The sequence below is a fragment of the Streptomyces sp. P17 genome, assembly GCF_032436805.1.
Lineage (GTDB): Bacteria > Actinomycetota > Actinomycetes > Streptomycetales > Streptomycetaceae > Streptomyces.
This window is the reverse complement of record NZ_JAVRBF010000002.1, coordinates 16723-40370: the sequence shown is the minus strand read 5'-3', so window position 1 is coordinate 40370 and position 23648 is coordinate 16723. Positions and strand designations below refer to the sequence as shown.

At 70.3% G+C, this 23648-nt stretch carries 12 protein-coding genes; 8 read left to right on the top strand and 4 right to left on the bottom strand.

Features of this window, described 5'->3' with window-relative positions:
• Position 1: 1 nt before the first annotated feature.
• The 8 genes from RMT89_RS01385 to RMT89_RS01350 all read left to right on the top strand — a co-directional run bounded on the left by RMT89_RS01385 (position 2) and on the right by RMT89_RS01350 (position 19011).
• On the top strand, positions 2-6658 hold the full coding sequence (locus tag RMT89_RS01385; protein WP_315882031.1) for a polyketide synthase: 6657 nt from the start codon (positions 2-4) through the stop codon (positions 6656-6658).
• Between the two features lie 115 nt (positions 6659-6773).
• The gene (locus RMT89_RS01380) at positions 6774-8288 is read left to right on the top strand and encodes an MFS transporter (protein ID WP_315882030.1); all 1515 of its coding nucleotides are present in this window, start codon (positions 6774-6776) and stop codon (positions 8286-8288) included.
• Between the two features lie 251 nt (positions 8289-8539).
• Complete coding sequence (locus tag RMT89_RS01375) at positions 8540-10285, top strand: NAD(P)/FAD-dependent oxidoreductase (protein ID WP_315882029.1); 1746 nt, start codon at positions 8540-8542, stop codon at positions 10283-10285.
• A gap of 56 nt (positions 10286-10341) precedes the next feature.
• Positions 10342-12018: a tryptophan 7-halogenase gene (locus tag RMT89_RS01370; RefSeq protein ID WP_315882028.1), complete on the top strand. Its 1677-nt coding sequence runs from the start codon at positions 10342-10344 to the stop codon at positions 12016-12018.
• A 91-nt stretch (positions 12019-12109) separates the two neighbouring features.
• Positions 12110-13612: an FAD-dependent monooxygenase gene (locus tag RMT89_RS01365; protein ID WP_315882027.1), complete on the top strand. Its 1503-nt coding sequence runs from the start codon at positions 12110-12112 to the stop codon at positions 13610-13612.
• Between the two features lie 167 nt (positions 13613-13779).
• On the top strand, positions 13780-15531 hold the full coding sequence (locus RMT89_RS01360; RefSeq protein WP_315882026.1) for a tryptophan 7-halogenase: 1752 nt from the start codon (positions 13780-13782) through the stop codon (positions 15529-15531).
• 23 nt (positions 15532-15554) lie between these two features.
• On the top strand, positions 15555-17213 hold the full coding sequence (locus tag RMT89_RS01355) for a tryptophan 7-halogenase (protein ID WP_315882025.1): 1659 nt from the start codon (positions 15555-15557) through the stop codon (positions 17211-17213).
• A gap of 115 nt (positions 17214-17328) precedes the next feature.
• On the top strand, positions 17329-19011 hold the full coding sequence (locus tag RMT89_RS01350) for a hypothetical protein (protein ID WP_315882024.1): 1683 nt from the start codon (positions 17329-17331) through the stop codon (positions 19009-19011).
• A 141-nt stretch (positions 19012-19152) separates the two neighbouring features.
• Here the strand turns inward: RMT89_RS01350 and RMT89_RS01345 are convergent, their stop codons facing one another.
• Genes RMT89_RS01345 through RMT89_RS01330 form a run of 4 tightly spaced genes read right to left on the bottom strand, consistent with a single transcriptional unit; the run spans position 19153 to position 23622 of the window.
• The gene (locus tag RMT89_RS01345; RefSeq protein ID WP_186288138.1) at positions 19153-19671 is read right to left on the bottom strand and encodes a flavin reductase family protein; all 519 of its coding nucleotides are present in this window, start codon (positions 19669-19671) and stop codon (positions 19153-19155) included.
• Positions 19671-21152: an amino acid adenylation domain-containing protein gene (locus RMT89_RS01340; protein WP_315882023.1), complete on the bottom strand. Its 1482-nt coding sequence runs from the start codon at positions 21150-21152 to the stop codon at positions 19671-19673. Before RMT89_RS01340 ends, RMT89_RS01345 begins: the two co-directional genes overlap by 1 nt.
• Positions 21149-22285 carry an acyl-CoA dehydrogenase family protein gene (locus tag RMT89_RS01335; RefSeq protein ID WP_315882169.1) on the bottom strand — a complete coding sequence of 379 codons (1137 nt, stop codon included), beginning with the start codon at positions 22283-22285 and terminating at the stop codon, positions 21149-21151. The genes RMT89_RS01340 and RMT89_RS01335 overlap by 4 nt, the downstream gene beginning before the upstream one ends.
• Before the next feature lie 20 nt (positions 22286-22305).
• On the bottom strand, positions 22306-23622 hold the full coding sequence (locus RMT89_RS01330) for a cation:proton antiporter (protein WP_315882022.1): 1317 nt from the start codon (positions 23620-23622) through the stop codon (positions 22306-22308).
• Positions 23623-23648 lie beyond the last annotated feature (26 nt).

The following is a 23648-nucleotide window of genomic DNA, read 5'->3' as shown; positions in this document are numbered from 1 at the left end:
CATGACGACCCCGGACTACCGGGCCCGCCTCGTCGAAGCCGTCCGCACCATCGAGAAGCTCCAGGGCGAGCTGGCGAAGAACCGCAGCCGGCCGCTGGACGAGCCGATCGCCGTCATCGGACTCGGCTGCCGGCTGCCGGGCGGGGCCGACAGCCCCGACGCGCTGTGGCGGATGCTGGTGGACGGCACCGACACCATCCGGGAGTTCCCGGCGGAGCGCGGTGACGCACAGGCGGTCTTCGACGACGACCCCGACCGGCCCGGCAAGGCGTACGTCACGCAGGGCGGCTTCCTCGACGAGCGCGTGGACCTGTTCGAGCCCGGCGTGTTCGGCATCTCGCCGCGCGAAGCCGTCGGCATGGACCCGCAGCAGCGGATCACGCTGGAGGTGGCCTGGGAGGCGCTGGAGCGGGCCGGCTACGCGCCGGACCGGCTGACCGGCAGCGCCACCGGCGTCTACGTCGGCGTCTCCACCACCGACTACGCCCGGCTGCGCCAGAGCGAGGGCGACATCCGGGACGTCGACGCCTACCAGCTGGTCGGCGAGCCCAGCTTCGTGGCCGGCCGGATCTCCTACACCCTCGGCCTGATGGGACCGAGCAAGGTCGTCGACACGACCTGCTCCTCCTCCCTGGTCGCGCTGCACGAGGCCTGCCAGGACCTGCGCACCGGCGAGTGCGACATGGCGCTCGCCGGCGGGGTCAACCTGATGCTCTCGCCGTACGGCTTCGTCATGATGAGCAAGTTCGGCGGGCTCTCCCCGGACGGGCGCTGCAAGACCTTCGACGCGAGTGCGAACGGCTATGTGCGCGGCGAGGGCGCCGGTGTGGTCGTCCTCAAGCGCTACTCCGACGCGCTGCGCGACGGCGACCCGGTGCTGGCGCTGGTGCGCGGCTCGGCCGTCAACCACGACGGGCGCAGCAGCGGGCTCACGGTGCCCAACCCTGCCGCCCAGCAGGGCGTCATCCGGGGCGCCCTGGAGCAGGCGGGCATCGCCCCCGGCGACGTCGACTACATCGAGGCGCACGGCACCGGCACCGCGCTCGGCGACCCGATCGAACTCCGCGCCCTGCAGGCCGTGATCGGCCGCAACCGTCCGTCGGACAGCCCGCTGAAGGTCGGCTCGATCAAGACCAACATCGGCCACCTGGAGTCGGCGGCCGGCATCGCCGGTGTGCTCAAGCTGGTCCTCGCCCTCCAGCACGGCCACCTGCCGCCGCATCTGCACTTCAACGACCCCAATCCGAACGTCGACTGGGGCAAGCTGAACGTCGAGGTCACCAAGGACGGCGGCCCCTGGGGCGCCACCGGCGACCGGCCGCGGATCGGCGGCATCAGCAGCTTCGGCGCGAGCGGCACCAACGCGCACGCCGTCATCAGCGCCGCCCCCGTGAAGGCCGAGCCGCCCGCGTCCGCCGGACCCACGGTGCTGACCCTGTCCGCGCACTCCGCCGAGGGGCTCGCCGAACTCGCCGGCCGCTACGCCGGTCACCTCCGCGACAACCCCGAGGTGCCGCTCGCCGACATCAGCTGGACCAGCCAGGTCGGCCGGTCCCGGCAGCGCAACGGGCTCGCCGTCACCGGCTCCACCGGAGGCGAACTCGCCGACGCGCTGGAGGCGTTCGCGCGCGGTGAGCGGGCCTCCGGCGTCGTCACCGCCGTACTGCCCGTCCACAAGCACCGCAAGACGGCCTGGCTGTTCACCGGCCAGGGTTCGCAGTACGCCGGAATGGCCCGCGGCCTGGCCGGTGAACCCGCCTTCCGCGCGCCCTTCGACGAGGCCGCCGCCCTGTTCGACGCGCACCTGGACCGCCCGCTGGCGTCCGTGGTGTGGCCGGAGCCCGGCCAGGACTCCCCGGTCGACGACACCCGCTACACCCAGCCCGCGCTGTTCGCGGTCGAGTACGCGCTCGCCCGGATGTGGCAGTCCTGGGGTCTCAAGCCCAGCGGGCTGCTCGGCCACAGCGTCGGCGGCATCGTCGCCGCGTGTGTCGCGGGCGTCTTCGAGCTGCCGGACGCCGTCCGGCTGGTCGCGGCCCGCGCCGCCCTGATGGCCGCGCTGCCGGCGGGCGGCGCGATGGCCGCCCTGGACTGCGACGAGGCCACGGCCCGCGCGGCCATCGCCGAGTACCGCGACACGGTGTCGCTGGCCGGGGTCAACGGCCCCTCCAGCGTGGTGATCTCGGGCGCCGCCGCCGATGTGGACGCGGTGCGCACGGCGCTGGAGCAGCGCGGTATGCGCACCACCCGGCTGACCGTCAGCCACGCCTTCCACTCCCCGCTGCTGGCGCCGATGCTGGCGGACTTCCGCGCGGTCGCCGAGTCGCTGACCTACCGCATGCCGACCCTGCCGCTGGTCTCCGACCACACCGGGCGCCCCTGGGCCGCCGAGGACAGCGGCCCGGAGTACTGGGTGCGGCACGCGGCCGGCACGGTCCGCTTCCACGACGGCCTCACCGCGCTGCACGCGGAAGGGGCTCGCACCTTCCTGGAGATCGGCCCCGCCCCGGTGCTCAGCGGCATCGGGGAACGCACCGGTCTTGACGGCGACTGCCTGTACGTGCCGTCCCTGTACAAGCCGAGGGCCGGCGCACCCGAGGACCGCACCGCCGTCCAGCGGGCGCTGGGTCTGCTGCATCTGCGCGGTGAGACCGTGGACTGGACGGCGGTGCACTCGGGTTCGGGACGCACGCCGCGCCGGGTGGCCCTGCCGGTCACCCCCTGGCACGGCGAGCGCTACTGGTACGAGCCGCGCCGTGAGTCGCCCCGGGCCTCCGCGGGAACTCCCGTGCCGCAGGCGGGGATACGGCTGCACAGCGCCGTACCGACCTATGAGCTGCAACTGGACGAGCCGGACTGGGACCGCTTCGCGCGCACCGGTTCGGACGGCTTCCGGTTCCTGCCCGTCGGCTCGCTGGGCCGGGCGGCGCGGGCGGCGGCCGCGGACGCGCTCGGCGGGGTGTGGTCCTGCGTCGAGCGGCTCGACGTGTTCCAGCCGCCGCCGATGGACCGGGCCGGGCGGGTCCTCCAGATCACCGTCAGCGGCGACGACGACGGCTGCGCGATCGTCGAGCTGCACAGCCAGACCCCGGCCGAGGCGGCCGCCGGAGCGCCCTGGACCCGGCATGCCCGCGCCCTCCTGCGGCGCCGGGCGAGCACCCGCTCGCGGCACTCCGGCAGCAGCGCCCCGACGCTGGCCGGGCAGGAGTACAGCGACGAAGTCCACTACGAGACGGCGTCGTTGTCGGACGCGCTGATCGGTGCCGTCGTCTCGGCGCACCGCGGTGACGAGGGCGTGCTGGTGGCCCTCGGTCTGGACAGCGGGGAGACCGCCGACCACGCCGTGCAGGTCTTCGACGCGGCCGTCGCGGCCGTGTCCTGGGACGCAGGGCTGAGCGAGGCCGGCTTCGCCGGGCGGGTCGTGGAGGCCACGCTCGAATCGCTGGACGGCGCCCGGTACGTCCGGGCCATCGCCCAGGCCGGCAAGGAGCCCGGCACGGTCTGCGGCAGCGTCGACCTGTTCGCCGAGGACGGCGCCTACCTGGGCGGCATCCGCGAGCTGATGGTCGTCAGCCAGCCGGTGTCCGCCGCCCCCGCCCCGGCGCCCTGGCGGCACCCGGAGGAGCTGCTCACCCGGCTCGAATGGCAGGAGACCGAACCGGCCCCCGCCGAACCGGACCTGTCCGGGCAGGGCTGGCTGCTGGTGCCCGACCGCACCGGCACCGCCCGCCGGCTGGCCTCGGCGCTGCGGGCCCGTGGCGCGCACTGCCGCATCGAGGAGTCCGGCGCCCCCGACCTGGACGACTGGCTGCGCGAACTGCCCGACGAGGTCGCCCCGCACCGGGTCGTACTGCTGACCGGCCTGGACGCGCCGCGCCCGGACGCCGCCGACGCGGACTCGCTCACCGTCTTCCGGGACCGCGCCGAACTGGCCGCCGTCGCCCTGGTCCAGGGCATGACCGCCCGCTCGGCCTGCACGAAGACCGGGCTCAGCCTGGTCACCCGGGGCGCCGTGCCCGCGCTGCCGGAGCAGGGCGTCACCTCGCCCTTCGCCGGAACGCTGTGGGGCCTTGGCCGGGTGGTCGCGCTGGAGCACCCCGAGCACTGGGCCGGAGCCGTCGACCTCGACCCGGAGGCGGGGGAGAACGACGAGGGCGCGGCGCTGGCCGCGGCGCTCGCCGACACCGCCGCCGAGGACCAGCAGGCGCTGCGCGGCCAGAGCCGCCGGGTGGCACGGCTGGTGAAGTTCACGCTCACCGCCGAGGAGCTGCGGCGCCGACCGCGGATCGACCGGCAGGGCACCTATCTGATCACCGGTGCGTTCGGCGGCATCGGACAGACCCTGGCCCGCAATCTCGCCGACAACGGCGCGGGCAAGCTCGTCCTGCTCGGCCGTACCCCGCTGCCGCCCCGCCACCAGTGGAACGACCCGGGCCTGACCGGTTCCGTCCGCGAGCGTGTCGACTTCGTCGCCGCGCTGGAGGAGACCGGGGTGCAGGTCGACGTGGTCGCGGCCGACGTCAACGACGTCGAGGACATGCTGCCGGTGATCCAGGGCCTGGCGACGGGCCTTCGGCCGCTGCGCGGTGTGGTGCACGCGGCAGGCACCTCCGTACCGCAGTTCCTGCGGGACATCCCGGTGTCGGATCCGCATGAGTACGACGCGGTGTGGCGGCCCAAGGTGGTCGGCGGCTGGCTGCTGCACCAGCTGACCGAGGGACTTGAGCTCGACTTCTTCCTGGGCTTCTCCTCGATCGCCGCCACCTGGGGGTCGCAGCACCTGACCAGCTACGCGGCCGCCAACTCCTTCCTCGACGCGCTCGCCGAGTACCGGCACGCCCAGGGGCTCACCGCGCTCACCGTGAGCTGGGGCCCGTGGGAGCTGGCGTCGAACCTGTTCGGCGCCGATGTCCTGGAGTTCCTGACCTCCACCGGTCTGCGCACCCTGTCCGCACCGCAGTGCCTGAAGCTGCTGGACGCCCTGCTCGCCGGGGACGCGCCGCAGGCCGTGGTGTGCGCCGCCGACTGGTCGGTGTACAAGCCGGTCATGGAGGCCCGCGCCGACCGACCGGTGCTGCGCACCGTCGAGATCGACGAGGGCACCGGCTCGGGGACCTCGACAGCGGTGCTCCAGGCCCTTGAGGGCGCCGACCCGGCAGGCCGTACGACCGTGCTGACCGGCTATCTCCAGCAGGTGCTCGGCGAGGTGCTCGCGGTGCCGCCGGAGTCGGTGCTGCCGGAGGCGGACGTGATGTCGCACGGCCTGGACTCGCTGATGGTGATGGAGGTCGTCAAGCGCTGCAAGGGCGATCTGGGCATCAGCGTGCGCCCTGGCCAGTTCTTCGAGCGGACCACGCTGGAGGACTGGATGCGGCTGCTCGACACCGAGCTCGGCGGCGAGGGCGAGGCCGCCCCCGAGCCGGCCGCGGACTGGACGGAGCCGGCGCTCATCGCGGCCGATGTCTCCCTCGACCCGGCGATCGTGCCGGCGGGCCCGGTCGGCGACGGCTACACGAACCCGACAGATGTCCTGCTCACCGGCGCCACCGGCTTCCTCGGGGCCTATCTCCTCGACGAGCTGCTGGCCACCACCGGCGCCACCGTCCACTGCCTGGTCCGCTGTGACGCACCGGAGTCGGGCCTGGCCCGGATCCGGCAGAACCTGGAGCAGTACCTGCCGTGGCGGGAGGGCGCCGAGGACCGGATCACGGTCGTCCCCGGCGATCTGGGCAAGCCCCGACTGGGCCTGACGGACGCCGACTTCACCCGGCTCGCGGGCACCGTGGACGCGATCTACCACAACGGCGCCTGGGTCAACTTCTCCTACACCTATGAGCAGTTGCGCCCGGCGAACCTGACCGGCACCGAGGAGATCCTCCGGCTCGCCTGCGCGGGTCCGGCGCAGATCCCGGTCTCGTACGTGTCGACGTACGGCATCTGGGGCATCCCCGCCGACGGCCGCACCGTGATCGGTGAGGGGGACGACATCCTCGGCGCCGGGAAGCTGGTGACCGGGTACGTCCAGACCAAGTGGGCGGCCGAGCTGCTGGTCCGCCAGGCGCAGGAGCGCGGCATCCCGGTCGATATGCACCGGCCCGGCCGGGTGCTCGGCGACTCGCGCACCGGCGCCTGTCTGACCACGCACTTCACCACCCGGGTGATCAAGGGCTGTGTGCAGCTCGGGATGGCTCCGGATCTCGATCTGGAGATCGAGATGACCCCGGTCGACTACGTCACCTCGGCGCTGGTGCGGATCTCCCGCCGGCCGCACGAGTGGGGACTGACGTACCACCTGGTCAACCGGCGCAAGGCGGCCTTCAAGGAGCTGCTGTCCGCGATGGAGCGGCACGGCTGGGAGTTCCGCACGGTGCCGGTGGAGCAGTGGTGGGGGACGCTCCAGGAGTCGTTCGGCGTCAACGACAACGAGCTGCACCCCGTCATGGGGGTGGTCGAGGAGTTCGTCGTCGGCGGCGAGGAGGCCATCGACTACGACGCCACGAACGCCGTGCACGCGCTGGCCGGCTCGGGAATCGCTTGTCCTCCCCTTGACGAGTCACTGCTTTCGCTCTACTTCGGGTGGATGGTCCGAACGGGGTACTTGCCTGCACCGTCGCGCGGGGAGAATAATTCATGGCAGGATGAATCCATCAACGGGTGAATTCATGTCGCGGTGACGCCCCCGCCCCTTGCGGCGGCCGACCCGCCCGGCCGAGCCAAGGACCGCGGCCCCCGCTGGGGGCCGCGGAACACGACGGAGAAAGGCATCTCCCCCCATGACCACATCCGAAGACCGGGTCCCCGGCGGTACCGCCGTCGGAGCGGCCCCGTCAGCGAACCCCAAGCGCTGGACGGCCCTCGTCTTCATCTGCCTGGCCCAGCTGATGGTGGTTCTCGACATCACGATCGTGAACGTCGCGCTGCCGGAGCTCCAGGCCGACCTCGGTTTCTCCAATGAGAACCGGCAGTGGGTGGTCACCTCGTACACCCTGGCTTTCGGCAGCCTCCTGCTGCTCGGCGGCCGTATCGCCGACTACTCCGGCCGCAAGCGGGCCTTCCTGATCGCCCTGGCCGGCTTCGCGATCGCCTCCAGTCTGGGCGGTGCGGCCGGCAACATCGAGCTGCTGCTCACCGCGCGTGCCCTCCAGGGTGTCTTCGGCGCCCTGCTCGCCCCCACCGCGCTGTCGCTGATCTCGGTGAACTTCACCGACCAGAAGGAACGGGCGAAGGCGTTCAGCATCTTCGGCTCCATCGTCGCCAGCGGTGCCGTCATCGGTCTGCTGCTCGGTGGTTTCCTCACCGAGTACATGGACTGGCGCTGGTGCATGTACGTGAACGCGCCGATCGCCCTGATCGCCGCGTTCGGCGTGCTCTACCTCGGCCCTGAGGTGCGCGCCGCGGTGCGCGCCCGCTTCGACATCCCCGGCGTCCTGCTGGTCACCAGCGGCCTGGTCGCCATCGTGTACGCGTGCAGCGAGGCCGAGTCCGAGGGCTGGGGCTCCGGTCTGGTGATCGGCCTGTTCGTGACCGGGGCGGTGCTCCTGTCGGTGTTCCTCGCCGTCGAGGCCCGCTCCTCGCATCCGCTGCTGCCGCTGCGGGTGATCGCCGACCGCACCCGCGGCAGCGCCTACCTCGCCATGGCCGTCGGCATGATCGCCATGCTCGGCGCGCTGTTCTTCCTGACCTTCTACCTCCAGCTGGTCAAGGGGTACTCGCCGGTGGAGACCGGTCTGGCCTTCCTGCCGATGCCGGTCGGTGTCGGTATGTTCGCCGGCGGTCTGTCGCCCAAGATCCTCCCCAAGGTCCCGCCGCGCGCCATGGTGGTGCCCGGCATGATCATCGCGGCCTCCGCGCTGTTCTGGCTGGCCGCGCTGGAAGCCGACTCGTCCTACTGGGCCATGGTCATGCCCGCCCTGTTCGTCCTGGGTGCGGGTATGGGTCTGCTGATTGCGCCGTCCGTCAACTACGCGACCTACCGGGTCGCCGACGAGGACGCCGGCGTCGCCTCGGGCACCGTCAACACCGCCCAGCAGATCGGCGGTTCCATCGGTGTGGCGCTGCTCAGCACGCTGGCCGCGGACGCGGCCGGTGAGTCACTCGCCGAGCAGGGCGCGCAGGCGAAGGACCCCGCCGTGGTGCAGGCGGCGATGGTGGAGGGCTTCACCACCGCCTTCACCTGGGCCGGGGCCATCATGGCGTGCGGTGCGGTGATCCTGGCCGCGCTGATGAACGCGCCGAAGCCGGCGCCGGGGGAGGCCTCGCACGGGTCTCCGATGGCGCACCTGGGCTGAGTTCCCGAACGCACACGACGACCGGACTCCCCCGGCGGGGAGGCCGGTCGTCGTGTTGTGTGCATCCTGCCGTGTTCATCTGTTGTTCTCAGGCGCGACGCATGGGCGACTGCGGGTATTTGTGTGACCCAACGTCTGGTTACCCGCGGTTATAGATCAGCCCGACCGGAATATGAGTGACCTTCGAGGCGCTGCTTCTAGCTTGGCCGAAACGAAAGCCCATGGGGCTAAAAACGGCTAAGGAGAGGCTCATGCCGACTGCCGCCCTCCGCTCGATGCACCCCACGTCACCTCAGTACGACGTGGCCATCCTGGGATCAGGCCTGGCCGGAACCACGTTGGCCGCGTGCCTGGCACGCAACGGGGCGAAGGTGATCGTGCTCGACGCCGGCACGCACCCCCGTTTCGCCATCGGCGAATCGACGATCCCGTACACCTCCATGCTGATGCGACTGGTCAGCGAGCGGTACGGCGTGCCGGAGATCAAGTGGCTGACGACCTTCGAGGCCGTCCAGTCGAAGATCTCCACCAACTGCGGGGTGAAGCGCAACTTCGGCTTCCTCTACCACCGTGAGGGTGCGCGGCAGAACCCGCTGGAGACCAACGAGTTCCCGATCCCGAAGATCACGCACACCGAGAACCACTTCTTCCGCCAGGACACCGACGCCTGGATGCTCGGCGTCGCCGTCAACTACGGCGCCGAGGTCCGTCAGCAGACGAAGATCGTGGACGTCGACATCGACGACGAGGGTGTCACGGTCATCCCCGACAAGGGCGACCCGGTGCGGGTCAAGTTCGTGGTGGACGCGAGCGGTCACCGCTCCCCGCTGGCCCAGAAGTTCGGTCTGCGCGAGGAGCCCAGCAGGCTGCGCCACCACTCGCGCTCGCTGTTCACCCACATGGTCGGCGTCAAGCCCTACGAGGACACCGTCCCCAAGGGCACCCACCACAACCCCAGCCCGTGGAGCGAGGGAACCCTCCACCACATGTTCAAGGGTGGCTGGATGTGGGTCATCCCCTTCGACAACCACCCGCGGGCCACCAACCCGCTGTGCAGCGTCGGACTGAACCTCGACCCGCGCATCCACCCCAAGCCGGACTGCTCCCCCGAGGAGGAGTTCCGCGCCTTCATCGCCAAGTACCCGGACATCGCCCCGCAGTTCGAGGGCGCGGTCGCGACCCGGGACTGGGTGAGCACGGGGCGGCTGCAGTACTCCTCCAAGCAGACCATCGGCTACCGCTGGTGCCTGACCTCGCACGCGGCCGGTTTCGTCGACGCGCTCTTCTCGCGCGGTCTGTCCAACAGCATGGAGATCATCCACGCGCTGGGCTGGCGGCTGCTGGACGCCATCAAGGACGACGACTTCTCCGTCGAGCGGTTCGAGTACGTCCAGGAGCTGGAGCAGGGTCTGCTCGACTTCAACGACGACCTGGTGGCCAACGCGTACACCTCGTTCGGCAGCTGGTTCCTGTGGAACGCCTACTTCCGGGTGTGGTCGCTCGGCCAGATCCTCGCCACCTTCGAGATCAACCGCTCCTACGCGCGCTTCCTGGAGAACCACGACCCCAAGGTCCTCGAACGCCTGGAGCGTCAGGCCCCGGACGGCGCCATCCCCGACTACGCCCCGGCCCGGAAGCTGCTCAAGGCCATGAGCGAGACGGTCCAGGAGGTCCAGAACGGGCACCGTGACCACCGCGAGGCAGCCGACATCCTCATCCAGCTGCTGCGGGACGCCGACTTCGTGCCGCCCGCCTTCGGTCTCGCCGACCCCGACAACCACTGGACCGACGCGTCGACCGCCAAGATCCTGCAGACCCTGCGCTGGTCGCGGACCCAGGCCCCCAAGGAGATCGGGGACCTGACCTGGGAGGGCCTCACGCTCTTCATCAAGAAGCGGTTCGACAAGGAGGAGTTCAAGATCTCGGAGGAGCTCACCCACATCGCCGCGGGCTGGCCGTTGATCGGGCGGGCGCTCAGGGTGCCCGAGCCCAAGTGACCGCACCCGAACCGAGCCCGACCCCCCATCAGCTCCCACACCCTCTGGAGTTCCTCATGTCCGACATGGAGACCACGGCCGGTGGCTCGTCCCCGGTGCACGACGTGGCGATCCTCGGGTCCGGCATCGCCGGCTCCATGCTCGCCGCCGTCCTCGCCCGCAACGGCGTCAAGGTCCTGCTCCTGGACGCCTCGTCCCACCCGCGCTTCGCGATCGGCGAGTCCACCATCCCGTACACGCTGGTCTGTCTGCGGACCATAGCCGAGCGCTACGACGTGCCCGAGATCAAGACGCTCGCCACCTTCACCAACGCCACCAAGGTGCTCGGCCCCCGGTTCGGCGTGAAGAAGCACTTCGGCTTCCTGCTGCACCACGAGGGCCAGCCCCAGGACCCGCGCGAGGTCAACCAGTTCGGCACCCCCGGACTGCTGCACGAGGCGAGCCACCTCTACCGGCAGGACACCGACGCGTACATGTACCACGTCGCCCTGAAGTACGGCGCCGCGGGCCGGCAGAACTTCCGGGTCGCCGACGTCGACTTCGACGACGCGGGCGTCACCCTGAGCACCGCCGAGGGCGAGCAGTACCGCGCCCGGTACGTCGTCGACGCCAGCGGTCACCGCTCCCCGCTGGCCGAGAAGTTCAACCTGCGCGAGGACCCGTGCCGGTTCAGCCACCACTCGCGGTCGATCTGGAACCACATGACGCGGGTACGGCCCACCGACGAGCTGTTCGACCGCGCCCCCGAGGACACCCCGCCCTCGCCCTGGTACCAGGGCACGGTGCACCACCTCTTCGAGCGCGGCTGGTTCTGGGTCATCGGCTTCGACAACCACCCTGTCTCCCGCAACCCGCTGTGCAGCGTCGGTCTCACCCTCGACGAGCGCACCTACCCCAAGTCCGCGGACATGACGCCGGAGGAGGAGTTCTACCACCACGCGGCGCGCTTCCCGGACATCGCCCGCCAGTTCGAGGGCGCGCGCCCGGTCCGCTCCTGGACCTCCACGGACCGCCTGCAGTACTCCTCCCGGCAGTGCGCCGGCGACCGCTGGTTCCTGCTCTCCCACGCGGCCGGCTTCATCGACCCGCTCTACTCCCGCGGTCTGTCCAACACCGCCGAGGCCATCAACAGCCTCGCCTGGCGGCTGCTGGACGCCGTCAAGGACGGCGACTTCTCCCGCGAGCGCTTCGACTACGTCGACCGGATGCAGCAGGGGCTGTTCGACTACAACGACTCACTCGTCAACGCCTCCTTCATCTCCTTCAGCGACTACGACCTGTGGACCGCCGTCTACCGGATCTGGTCCTGGGGCGCCAACGCGGGCACCTACCGGCTGTCCGAGGGCCTGTTCAAGTACTTCAAGGACGGCCGCGACCAGCACTTCAAGGACCTGGAGAAGGCGCCCTACCCCGGCCTGTACTGGCCGGACCACGAGGGCTTCAAGGGCCTGTACGACAGCCTGATCGAGGAGTGCCTCAAGTACGAGGCCGGCAAGGTCACCGCGCGCGAGGCGGCGGACACGGTCTACGCGCAGCTGGAGAGCGCGAACTTCGTGCCCAAGCACTTCGGCTTCGCCGAGCGGGACCTGCGCTTCATGATCCCCAACGCCAAGGTGATGGCGAAGACCGCCCGTTGGCTGGCCACCGAGGCCGACCCAGTGGTCAAGCGGATGATGCAAGGCAATGCTCGTGAGGCGGTCAAGGCGAAGTTGAAGGGCAGGCGCATCTTCTGATGGCGCCGTTACCTCCCGCCCAGACGGCCGCCGGCCCCGACGCCGCCGCGTCGGCCACATCCGCGGCAACCCGATAAGAGAGGCCATCGTTGTGGACAAGAAGACCGCCGCGTACGACGTGATCATCGCCGGCGCCGGCCCCACCGGTCTGATGCTGGCCGGGGAACTCGCCATGGCCGGCGTGCGCTGCCGGGTGGTCGAGCGTCGCGAACACCGCACCAGGGAGTCCCGGGCGCTCGGACTGCACGGACGGACCATGGAGGTCCTGAACATGCGCGGGCTCGCCGAAGAGGTGCTGGCCCGCGCCAACCCGGTGCCGCGGGTGCGGGTGTCGCTCGGCGACTCGCTCTTCGACATGGGCCGGCTCGCCACCGACTACGGGCAGCTGACCATCATCCCGCAGGGCGAGACCGAGGAGATCCTGGAGAAGCGCGCCACCGGACTCGGGGTGGTCGTGGACCGCGGGGTCACCCTCGCCGACTGCCGGCAGGAGGGCCGTGTCGTCTCCTGCACCCTGGAGCAGGACGGCCGGGAGTGGGAGGAGACCGCCTCCTGGCTGGTCGGCTGCGACGGCTCGCGCAGCCGGGTGCGGGAGGCCATGGGCGCCGAGTTCACCGGCGCGACCTACCCGTACACGATCATCGTCGCCGATGTGAAGCTGGGCACCCCGCTCGACGACCAGCTGCTGATCCGCGTCGGCCGGGCCGGACTCGTGGTGGCGACCGACTTCGGCAACGGCTGGTACCGCATGGGCGTCATCGACCGGGACAAGCCCTGGTCGGACAACCCGGTCACGCTCGCCGAGGTCGACCAGACCCTGCGCAAGCTGTTCGGACGGGACATGCGGCCCAGCGAGCCGCTGTGGACCTCGCGCTTCCACATCCAGGAGCGCCAGGCGTCGTTCTACCGCAAGGGCCGTATGGTCATCGCCGGTGACGCCGCGCACGTCCACTCCCCGCTCGGCGGACAGGGGCTCAACCTCGGCATCCAGGACGCCATGAACCTCGGCTGGAAGCTGAGCGCCGTGGTCAAGGGGCGGGCCGCCGACGACCTCATCGACACCTTCGCGGAGGAGCGGCGCCGGGTCTCCCAGGGCGTGATCAAGGTGACGGACATCGCCACCCGCATGATGACGTCCGACCGGCTGCCCGCGCGGATCGCGCGCAAGGCCGTGATGACCGTGGCCAGCCGGGTTCCCGTCACCCACCAGACCGCGGTCGGGCATCTGTCGGGCATCTACACGAGCTACCCGTCCATGGCCGCGGCCGCCGGGGCCTCGCCCCTCGTCGGCACCCGGGTCCCCGACCTCAAGATCGCCGGGCGCGGCGGCACCCCGCAGCGGCTCCACGAGGCGCTGCGCCAGGGCGGCTTCGTCCTGATCGACTCCGGCTCCGGCGCCCCGCTGCTGCCGTCGGTACCGGAGACGGACGGCAACCTCGTCCGGCTCACCGGCCGGGTCGTCGCGGACTCCGGACAGTGGCGCAGGCCCGAGGTCATCCTGATCCGCCCCGACGGCTACTGCGCCTGGGCGGGTTCCCGTACCCGCGCCCAGGCCGAACTGTCCAACACCTATCTCCGCTGGATCCAGGCCTGACCCAGCACCCGGTCCGCCCGGCGTGCCGCTGCCCCACGAAGGCGGCGGTACGCCGTGGACGCGGCCGGGGTCAAGCGCGGTGGCCCTGAGCGGTGGCCGAGTCTGCCTCAAGCGGGCGTTCTTACGGTGTGCCGAAACGGATGCCGGGACCACTGAGGAGAGATCTGATGCCCCCTGCCACCACGCCGAAACCCATGGCGGCACCGCAGTACGACGTGGCCATTCTCGGGTCCGGCCTCGCTGGTACGACGCTGGCCGCGTGCCTCGCCCGCAACGGCGCGAAAGTGCTGGTCCTCGACGCCGGCACGCACCCCCGTTTCGCCATCGGCGAGTCGACCATTCCGTACACGTCGATGATGATGCGGCTGGTCAGCGAGCGGTACAACGTGCCGGAGATCAAATGGCTGACGACCTTCGAGGCCGTCCAGTCGAAGATCTCCACCAACTGCGGGGTGAAGCGCAACTTCGGCTTCCTCTACCACCGCGAGGGTGCGCGGCAGAACCCGCTGGAAACCAGCATGTTCCCCATCCCGAAGATCACGCACACCGAGAACCACTTCTTCCGCCAGGACACCGACGCCTGGATGGTGAACGTCGCCATCAAGTACGGCGCCGACATACGCCAGCAGACGAAGATCGTCGACGTCGACATCGACGACGAGGGCGTCACGGTCATCCCCGACAAGGGCGACCCGGTGCGGGTCAAGTTCGTGGTGGACGCGAGCGGTCACCGCTCCCCGCTGGCCCAGAAGTTCGGCGTGCGCGAGGAGCCCAGCCGGCTGCGCCACCAGTCGCGTTCGCTCTTCACGCACATGATCGGCGTCAAGCCCTACGAGGACACGCTGCCCAAGGGCACGCACCACAACCCCAGCCCGTGGAGCGAGGGCACCCTCCACCACATGTTCGAGGGCGGCTGGATGTGGGTCATCCCCTTCGACAACCACCCGCTGTCCACCAGCCCGCTGTGCAGCGTCGGCATCAACCTGGACCCACGGATCCACCCGGTGCCCGAAGGCCTCTCCCCCGAGGAGGAGTTCCGCGCCTTCATCGCCAAGTACCCGGACATCGCCCCGCAGTTCGAGAACGCGGTCGCGACCAGGGACTGGGTGCGCACCGGCCGTCTCCAGTACTCCTCCAAGCAGACCGTCGGCTACCGCTGGTGCCTGACCTCGCACGCGGCCGGCTTCGTGGACGCCCTGTTCTCCCGTGGCCTGTCCAACACCATGGAGATCATCCACGCGCTGGGCTGGCGGCTGCTGGACGCCATCAAGGACGACGACTTCTCCGTCGAGCGGTTCGAGTACGTCCAGGAGCTGGAGCAGGGTCTGCTCGACTTCAACGACGACCTGGTGGCCAACGCGTACACCTCGTTCGGCAGCTGGTTCCTTTGGAACGCGTGGTTCCGTGTGTGGTCGCTCGGCCAGATCCTCGCCACCTTCGAGATCAACCGGGCCTACGCCACCTACCTGGACCGCCGGGACCCGGCCGGCCTCGAACGGCTGGAGCGCCAGGCACCCGACGGCGCCATCCCCGACTACGCCCCGGTCCGCCAGCTGCTGAAGAACGTCAGCAGCCTGGTGCAGGCGGTCCAGAAGGGGGAGGTCGATCCGCGGGACGCCTCGGAGGAGATCCTCGCGCAGCTGCGCGCGGCCGACTTCGTTCCCCCCGCCTTCGGTCTGTCCGAGCCGGACAACCACTGGACGGACGCCACCACGCTCAAGGTCCTGCAGACGCTGCAGTGGGCGAAGAAGGACGCCCCGGACGAGATCGGCGAGCTGGTCTACGACGGTCTCACGCTCTTCCTGCGCAAGCGGTTCGACAAGGAGGAGTTCAAGGTCACCGAGGAGCTCAAGCACATGGCCGCGTACTGGCCGGTGATCGGCCGGGTCATCAAGCAGCGGAACGCGAGCGCGAGCTGATGGCCACCGAGACGAGGAGTGAGATGAAGCGGCAGTCGAACGACACCTACGACGTCGTCATCCTCGGCACCGGCCTGGCCGGCTCCGTCCTCGGCGCGATCCTGGCCAAGGCCGGGAACAAGGTCCTGCTCATGGACGCCGGCTCCCATCCGCGGTTCGCCATCGGTGAGTCGACCGTCGGCTACACGCTGGTTCACCTGAGGATGCTCGCCCACCGCTACGGCGTGCCGGAGATCGGCCACCTCGGCAGCCTGGAGGAGTGCAACAAGTACATCAGCACCTCCTCCGGTCTGAAGCGGCACTTCGGCTTCATGATCCACCGCGACGGCCAGGAGCCCGACCCGCGGGAGATCAACCAGTTCCGGCTGCCGAAGGTCCTCCACCTGGCCAGCCACTACTTCCGCCAGGACATCGACCAGTACCTGTTCCACGTGGCCCTGAAGTACGGCTGCGAGGCCCTGCAGAACTACCGCGTCGACAAGGTGGACTTCGACGACGACGGCGTCACGGTCATCGGTGAGGACGGTACGACTCACCGGGCCCGCTTCGTCGTCGACGGCAGTGGATTCCGCTCGCCGCTCGCCGAACAGCTCGGCCTGCGGGACGAGCCGTGCAAGCTCAAGCACCACGCCCGCTCGATCTTCACCCACATGATCAACGTCGACCGCGTCGACGACCACACGCGCATGGGCCCGAACGACGTGCCGCCGCGGCCCTGGCACGAGGGCACCATGCACCACATGTTCGACCGGGGCTGGTTCTGGATCATCCCGTTCGACAACCACCCCAAGAGCACCAACCCGCTGTGCAGTGTCGGCCTCCAGCTCGACCCGCGTCGCTACCCCAAGCCCAGCGACATGACGGCCGAGGAGGAGTTCTGGCACCACGTCGACCGGTTCCCGCTGGTCAAGCGGCAGCTGGCCAACGCGCGCAGCGTCCGCCCCTGGGTGAGCACCGGCCGGCTGCAGTACTCGTCCAAGCAGGTCGTCGGCGAGCGCTGGATCCTGCTGCCGCACGCGGCCGGCTTCGTCGACCCGCTGTTCTCGCGAGGTCTGTCCAACACGGCGGAGATCCTCAACGTGCTCGCCTGGCGTCTGATCCGGGCGCTGAAGCGGGACGACTTCGAGCCGGCGCAGTTCGAGTACGTCGAGCAGCTGGAGCAGAACCTGCTCCACTTCAACGACCGCCTGGTGAACTCGGCGTTCATCAGCTTCTCGGACTACGACCTCTGGAACGCGGTCTTCCGGATCTGGAGCTACGGCTCGCTGCCCGGCGCCTTCCGCGTCATCCACGAGGACCTCAAGGCCCGGCGGCGGAACGACCCGGAGATCTGGAAGGCGATGGAGGACGTGCCGAGCCCCGGACTGTGGTGGCCGGACAAGCCCGAGTACCGGCAGATCTTCGACGAGATGGCCGACTACTGCGAGGCCGTGGACGCCGGGGAGATGGACTCCCAGGACGCCGCGGACAAGCTGTTCACCAAGCTGCGCCAGGCCGACTGGATCCCGCCGTCCCTGCAGATCGCCGACCCTGACGCCAGGTTCATCGACCCGAGTCCGAAGCGGCTGCGCAACATGCTGCTGTGGTCCCGCACCAAGGCGCCCGAGGACATGCGGCCGTACATGGTGGGCACCGCGGTCGAGGCGGTCAAGCACTTCGTGAAGGGCAAGCGAATCTTCTGAGCGGGCGAAGGGGGCCCGCTCGCGGCCGGCGGGACGTCATGTCCCGTCGGCCACAGGGCTGTGACGGCGAACTCGCGCCGTACACGAACGACATGCCAGACATCAGGAGGAGAGCGTGACGAAATCCCAGGCGTCCGCACTGCCCGACCCGGGCAGCGCCCGGGCCCCCGACCCCGCGGAGAAGTACGACGTGGCCATCCTCGGCGGCACGCTCGCAGGCGGCCTGCTCGGCGCCGTGCTGTCCAAGCAGGGCGTGCGGGTCCTGCTCGTACCGGCCGCACACGACCGCACCGAGGCCTCCGGGGAGACCACGGTCCCGTACACGGCCGAGGTCTTCCTGCTGCTGGCCAAGCGCTTCGGCATCCCGGAGATCGCGGCCTTCGGCCTCTTCCCGGACCTGCCCGAGGACATCCGCCGGGACAGCGGCATCAAGAAGAGCCTCGGCTTCCTCTACCACCGCCGGGGGCAGGAGCAACGCCCCGACGAAGCCGTGCAGTTCAATGTTCCCGGCGAGCACGCGGAGTGGCATCTGGAGCGCCGCAGTGTCGACATGTACACCGTGCGCCTGGCCCACCGCTACGGCGCGGCCGTCCTGCCGCACGGCGTGCACGCGACCGACGCGTGGACCGACCCCGACGGGGCCCGGGTCGAGACCAGCGACGGCCATGTGTGGCGCGCCCGCTACATCGTGGACGTCAGCGGCCCCGGCTCCCCCCTGGTGGCCCGCAACGGCGGCGACGACACCGAGCCGCGGCTCGCGCTGCGCTCCCGGGTCATCGCCACCCACATGACGGGCGTCGCCCGCTTCGAGGAGGTACGCGACGCCTCGGAGTACCCGCGCACCACCGCCTGGTCCCAGGGCACGGTGCACCACATCTTCGACGGCGGCTGGATCCAGCTCGTCCGCTTCGACAACCACCGCGACGGCGGCAACCCCGCCACCGGCGTGACGCTCAGCCTCGACCCCGGCCGCTGGGAGGACCTTCCGGAGGACCCCGAGAAGGCCTTCCGGGTCGTGGTCGAGCAATTCCCCGACCTGGCCCGGCAGTTCGCCTCCGCGCAGGCGGTCCGGCCCTGGACGAGCGCCCCGCTGTGGCAGCGCACGGCCGCCCGCACCCACGGCGAGCGCTGGTTCGCGCTGGAGCGGACCGCGGCGCGCAACGACATGTTCCTCTCCCGTGACGTCACCATGGCCGCGGAGATGGTCCACGCCCTCGCCACGGCCCTGGTCCCGGCGGTGCGGCGCGACGACTTCTCGCCCGCGCCCTTCGCCCGCATCGCCGCCTTCCAGGACGAGCTCGCCGCCTTCAACGACCGGTGGCTGTCCGGCGCCCGCGTCGCGAGCCAGGACTTCCGGCTCTGGAACGCCTTCTCCCGGGTCTGGCTGCTGTGGCAGATCCTCGCCGACCTCTCGCTCAAGCGGGCCCGTCTCGACGTCGAGGCGAGCCACGGCCGGGACTGGACGCCGGTGGAGCGCTTCGAGCTGGGCGGCATCTGGTTCCACGTACCCGAGGGGCTGCGGGGCATCATCGACCGCTCGCTCCGGACGATCGAGCGCGTGGGCGCCGGCGAACTGCCGGCCGCGCCGGCCGCCGAGGGCATCTTCGCGGAACTGCGCCGGGAGAAGTTCATTCCCCCGCTGTACGCCTTCGGCGACCCCGAGGCCAAGGTCTACCACTTCACCATCCCCAAGCGCCTGAAGATGCTGTGGTGGGTCAAGACCTCGGCCCCCGCGGACTTCCGCCGCCTGCTGACCCGCGACAACGTGACCTCGGTGACGTCGGCAGCATCCCGCTGACCGCACCGACTCCCCACCACCACGCCGCCCCCTCACGAAGGGGGCGGCGTGGTGGTGTGTGCGGCCCCGGCCGGTCTCGTGAACCCCGAAGCCCGCCACCGGGTTCGGTGGCGGGCTGAAGGGGAGGCCGGGCCGGGAGAACTACGCCGCGTTGGGGAGGAGCCGGGCGTAGGAGCCTCGCCAGTAGGTGAGCGGGAAGCGGTCCTCCGCGGTGCCGCCGCCCACCACCCGGCCTATCAGCAGGGTGTGGTCGCCGGCCTCCACGGCGTCGTGGAGCTCGCACTCCGCGTGGCCCACGGTGACCGCCAGCAGCGGGGTGCCCGTCTCCGGGCCCGGCGTCCACCGGACGCGCTCGAACTTGTCCGTCGCGCCGGACGCGAACAGCTGCGAGGCCATCTGGCCCTGCGAGCCGAGGATGTTGACCGAGAACTGGGCCCGGTCCAGCACCGCCTGAAGCGTGCCGCTGCGGTTGCTGACGCTCGCCAGCAGCAGCGGCGGGTCGACGGAGACGCTGCACACCGCGGAGCAGGTGAGCCCGCGCGGCTCGTCCTCCTTGTCGAGTGTGGTCACGATGGACACCCCGCTGGCCAGGGACGCCATGACGGTGCGGAACAGCTGGATGTCGACGGACTGGGCGAGCGTGGGCATGGCGGTCTGCATCACAGCTCACCCGCCTCGACGGCCGTGACGAGCGCGGCCCGGTGGAGCTTGCCGTTCGGCGTCCTGGGCAGATCCTCTGCGATGTGCAAACGGTCGATGTTCATATAGGTGGGCAACCTTTCCGCACAACGGCGTTTGATGGCGAGCAGGGAGGGCCGCTGTCCCGGCGAGGGGACGACGACCGCGTGCAGTTGGGACGTGAGGCCGGTGCCGATCACCAGAACCGTCACCTCGGCGACGGATTCGAGGGTGCCGATGGCCGCCTCGATCTCGCCCAGCTCGATCCGGTTGCCGCGCACCTTCACCATGTGGTCGCGGCGTCCGACGTACTCCAGGTTCCCGTCCGCCCCGAGGCGAGCGATGTCACCGGTGCGGTACGGGCCCTCGTGGGGGCCGCGCCCCCAGTAGCCCAGCATCACCGTCGGGCCGGTGACGACCACCTCGCCCTCACCGCCCTCGGGGCCGTCGAGGGTGACGGTGTCACCGGAGCAGGCCGTGCCGATCGGCAGCGGGGTGTCGCGCTTCAGGTCGGCCTCGGTGACCTCGTAGGAGGTGCAGACATTGGTCTCGGTCGGGCCGTACCAGTTCAGCAGCCGTACCCCGGGCCAGCTCTTGCGCAGCTCCTGGACGTGGTGGATGGCGAACGGCTCGCCGGCGAACAGACAGACCCGCAGCGCCGACGGGACAGGCCCGTCCAGCAGACCGCCCTCCCGCATCATCAGGCTGATCGCCGACGGCACCGAGTACCAGACGGTGATCAGCCGCTGCCGCATGAACTCCGCCAACTGCAGTGGGGCGTAGGCGAGTTCCTCGGGGACCAGATGCACCGAGGCACCGGAGGCGAAGGCGCCGTACAGGTCGAACACGGACAGGTCGAAGTTGAACGGCGCGTGGTTCGACAGCCGGTCGGAGACGGTGAGCTGGAGCTCCTCGACCGCCCAGTCCACGAAGGCCAGCGCGTTGCGGTGGCTGATCACCACGCCCTTGGGCTCACCGGTGGAACCGGAGGTGTAGAGGATGTACGCCGGGTCGTCCGGATCGTTCACGAAGTGCTTCGGACGCGCACCCTCTTCGGCCCGCCCGAGCAGCTCCTCCAACCCGGCCAACGGCGCCGCGTCCCACTCGGCGGCCCGCGCCCGCTCCACCCCGCCGGCGTCGGCCACGACCAGCGCCGGCTCGCAGCCGGCGGCGATCCGGGCCACCCGGGCGGGCGGGTTGGAGCCGGTGACCGGCACATACAGGGCGCCGATACGCAGCGCGGCCTGCATGACCGCGATGGCGTCGACGCTCTTGTGACTCCATATGATCACCCGGTCGCCGGGGCCCACCCCGCTCTCCAGCAGGGCCGCGGCATACCGGTCCGCGAGGCGGTCGAGCTTGCGGTAGTCGACGGGGCCGTCCGCCCCGTGCACCGCCACCGAGTACGGATAGCGCCGGGCGGAGTCGTACAGCAGGCGGTGCAGGCTGACGTTGGTGCTCATAGTCCCAGCTCCCTGGAGATGATGTCGCGCTGGATGTCCGATGTGCCGGAGAAGATGACGGAGGGCACCGCGTCCCTGAGGGCGGCCTCGATGCCCTCGGCGCGCTGGTAGCCGCGACCGCCGAAGAGCCGGATGGCGTCCAGCGCCGTGGCCACCACGCCCTCGGAGACGGCCAGCTTGGACAGGGCGATCCACAGGGTGGCGGGGCCGCCCCGGTCCATCTCCCAGGCCGCCCGGTACAGCAGCAGCCGGGCGCTCTCGGTGCGCAGCTTCATGTCCGCGATCCGGTGCGACACGGCCTGGAAGCGGGAGATCCGGCGCCCCGACTGCTTGCGGGTGCGGGCGTGTTCGACGGCCCGGTCCAGCAGATGGTCGGCGAGCCCGAGGAACCCGGCGAACAGACAGCACCGCTCCCAGCCCATCGAGTGCTGGAAGATGAAGCCGCCCTGGCCCTCCTCGCCGAGGAGCTGGTCGTCCGGCACGAAGCAGTTGTCGAACGTCAGCCGCCCGGCCGGGACATGGGCCATGCCCATCTTCTCGAAGGGCTCACCGACCGTCAGACCGGGCGCGGAACGCTCCACCACGAACCCGGTGACGCCCAGATAGCCCGCCTTGGGGTCGGTCGTCGCGTACGTCGTGAAGACGTCCGCGGCCGGCCCGTTGGTGACGAAGCTCTTCTCGCCGTTGAGGATCCAGCCGCCGTCGGTGCGCTCGGCGACCGTGCTCAGCCGGGAGACGTCCGAGCCCGCCTCGTCCTCCGTCATCGCGTTGCCCGCGATCAGCTCGCCCGAGCACATCCCGGGCAGGATCCGGGACTTGAGGGCCGGGCCGCCGAAGTCGACGATCGGCATGGCACAGGCGAACAGATGCGCCGAGGCACCGAACACCAGGCCGGTGCGGTCACAGCCGCGGCCGAGGGCCTCCACCTGCCGTGCCGTGTCCAGGGCGCCGAGCCCGCCGCCGCCGTACTCGGCCGGCACCGACAGGCCCAGCAGGCCGAGCTCACCGAGCTGCTTCCAGTCGCCCCGGTCGTAGTACTCGGCCGTACCGTCACTCGCGGGGAACGCCTCACGCACGGCGGCCAGGGTGCGGTCGTATGCCTGACGCTGTTCCTCGGTCCAGGCGAAGTCCATGGTGCGTGCCTGCCTTTCAGTCACTTTGGGGAGGTGAGCACGGAGTCCTGATGGACCGCGGGCCGGGACTTCAGCAGCTCCTCATGGGCGCGCTCGTTGGGCCGGGCCAGCAGGGCGGACAACAGCGGCGCGGCCATCGCGGTCGTGACCAGCGCCATGATGACCATGGCGCTGAACAGCTCGACGCTGAGCAGACCCAGCTGCAGACCGACGTTCAGGATGACCAGCTCAGTCAGACCGCGGGTGTTCATCAGCAGCCCGAGCGTGGTGGCGTCCCGCCAGTTCATCCCGGTCAGCTTGGCCGGGATCGCCACGCCGCCGAGCTTGCCGAGGCAGGCCACCGTGATGACGGCCAGCATCACGAGCAGACCCTGGCCGGTCATCGTGGTGAGGTCGACGGACAGACCCGTCACGACGAAGAACAGGGGCAGCAGCAGCTTGCTGGCGCTCTCCATCGGACCGAAGGCCGACTGCATCAGCATGCGGTCGCGCGGCATGACCAGACCGAAGAAGAACGCGCCGAAGATGGCGTGGATGCCGATCTCCGAGGTGAGCCAGGCGGAGCCGAAGGCACCGCACGCGGCGAAGACCATGATGTAGGGGCTCGCCGACTGCGGCAGCCTGGCGGACACCTTGGCGAGCAGCGGCTTGACGATCCACAGCATCCCGGCGACGTACACCAGCGACCACAGCAGCATCGTCACGAACGCGCCCGTGCCGGAGGCGGTCACCAGCGCCACGACCAGGGCGAGCATGCACCAGGCCAGTACGTCGTCGGCCGCCGCCAGTGCCAGCGAGAGCGCGCCGGCCCGGCTGAACTGCAGCCCCTGGTCGGCGACGATGCGGGCCAGTACCGGGAAGGCCGTGATCGACATGGCCACACCGAGGTAGAGGGTGAACTCGAACATCCCTGTCTCTTTGCCGTTCACCGTCCCGTAGGTGCCGTAGATCAGCGCGGCCAGGCTCATGCCCAGGGCGAGCGGGCAGGCGATCGAACTCAGCCAGATGATGCCGGTGGACTTGCGGCGTCCGCTGAAGCTCGTGCCGTCGAACTCCCAGCCGATGACGAACATGAAGAGAATGAGGCCGATCTGGGCCGCGGTGCCCAGATGGGCCCGTGCCTCGGCCGGGAAGAACTTCGCCGGTAGATCTCCTGGCAGCAGACCGAGCAGACTCGGGCCCAGGCAGATGCCCGCGGCGATCTCACCGACGACCGCGGGCTGGCGTATGCGGCGGGCACCGATGGCGAAGGCGACGCCCACCAACAGCGTCAGCGCGACGCCGCCGATCACTGTTGTGGTCAGCCACTCTGAGTCGGCGGCAGCGAGTGAGCTCACTGGGTCTCCTTACGTACTGGCGGGGC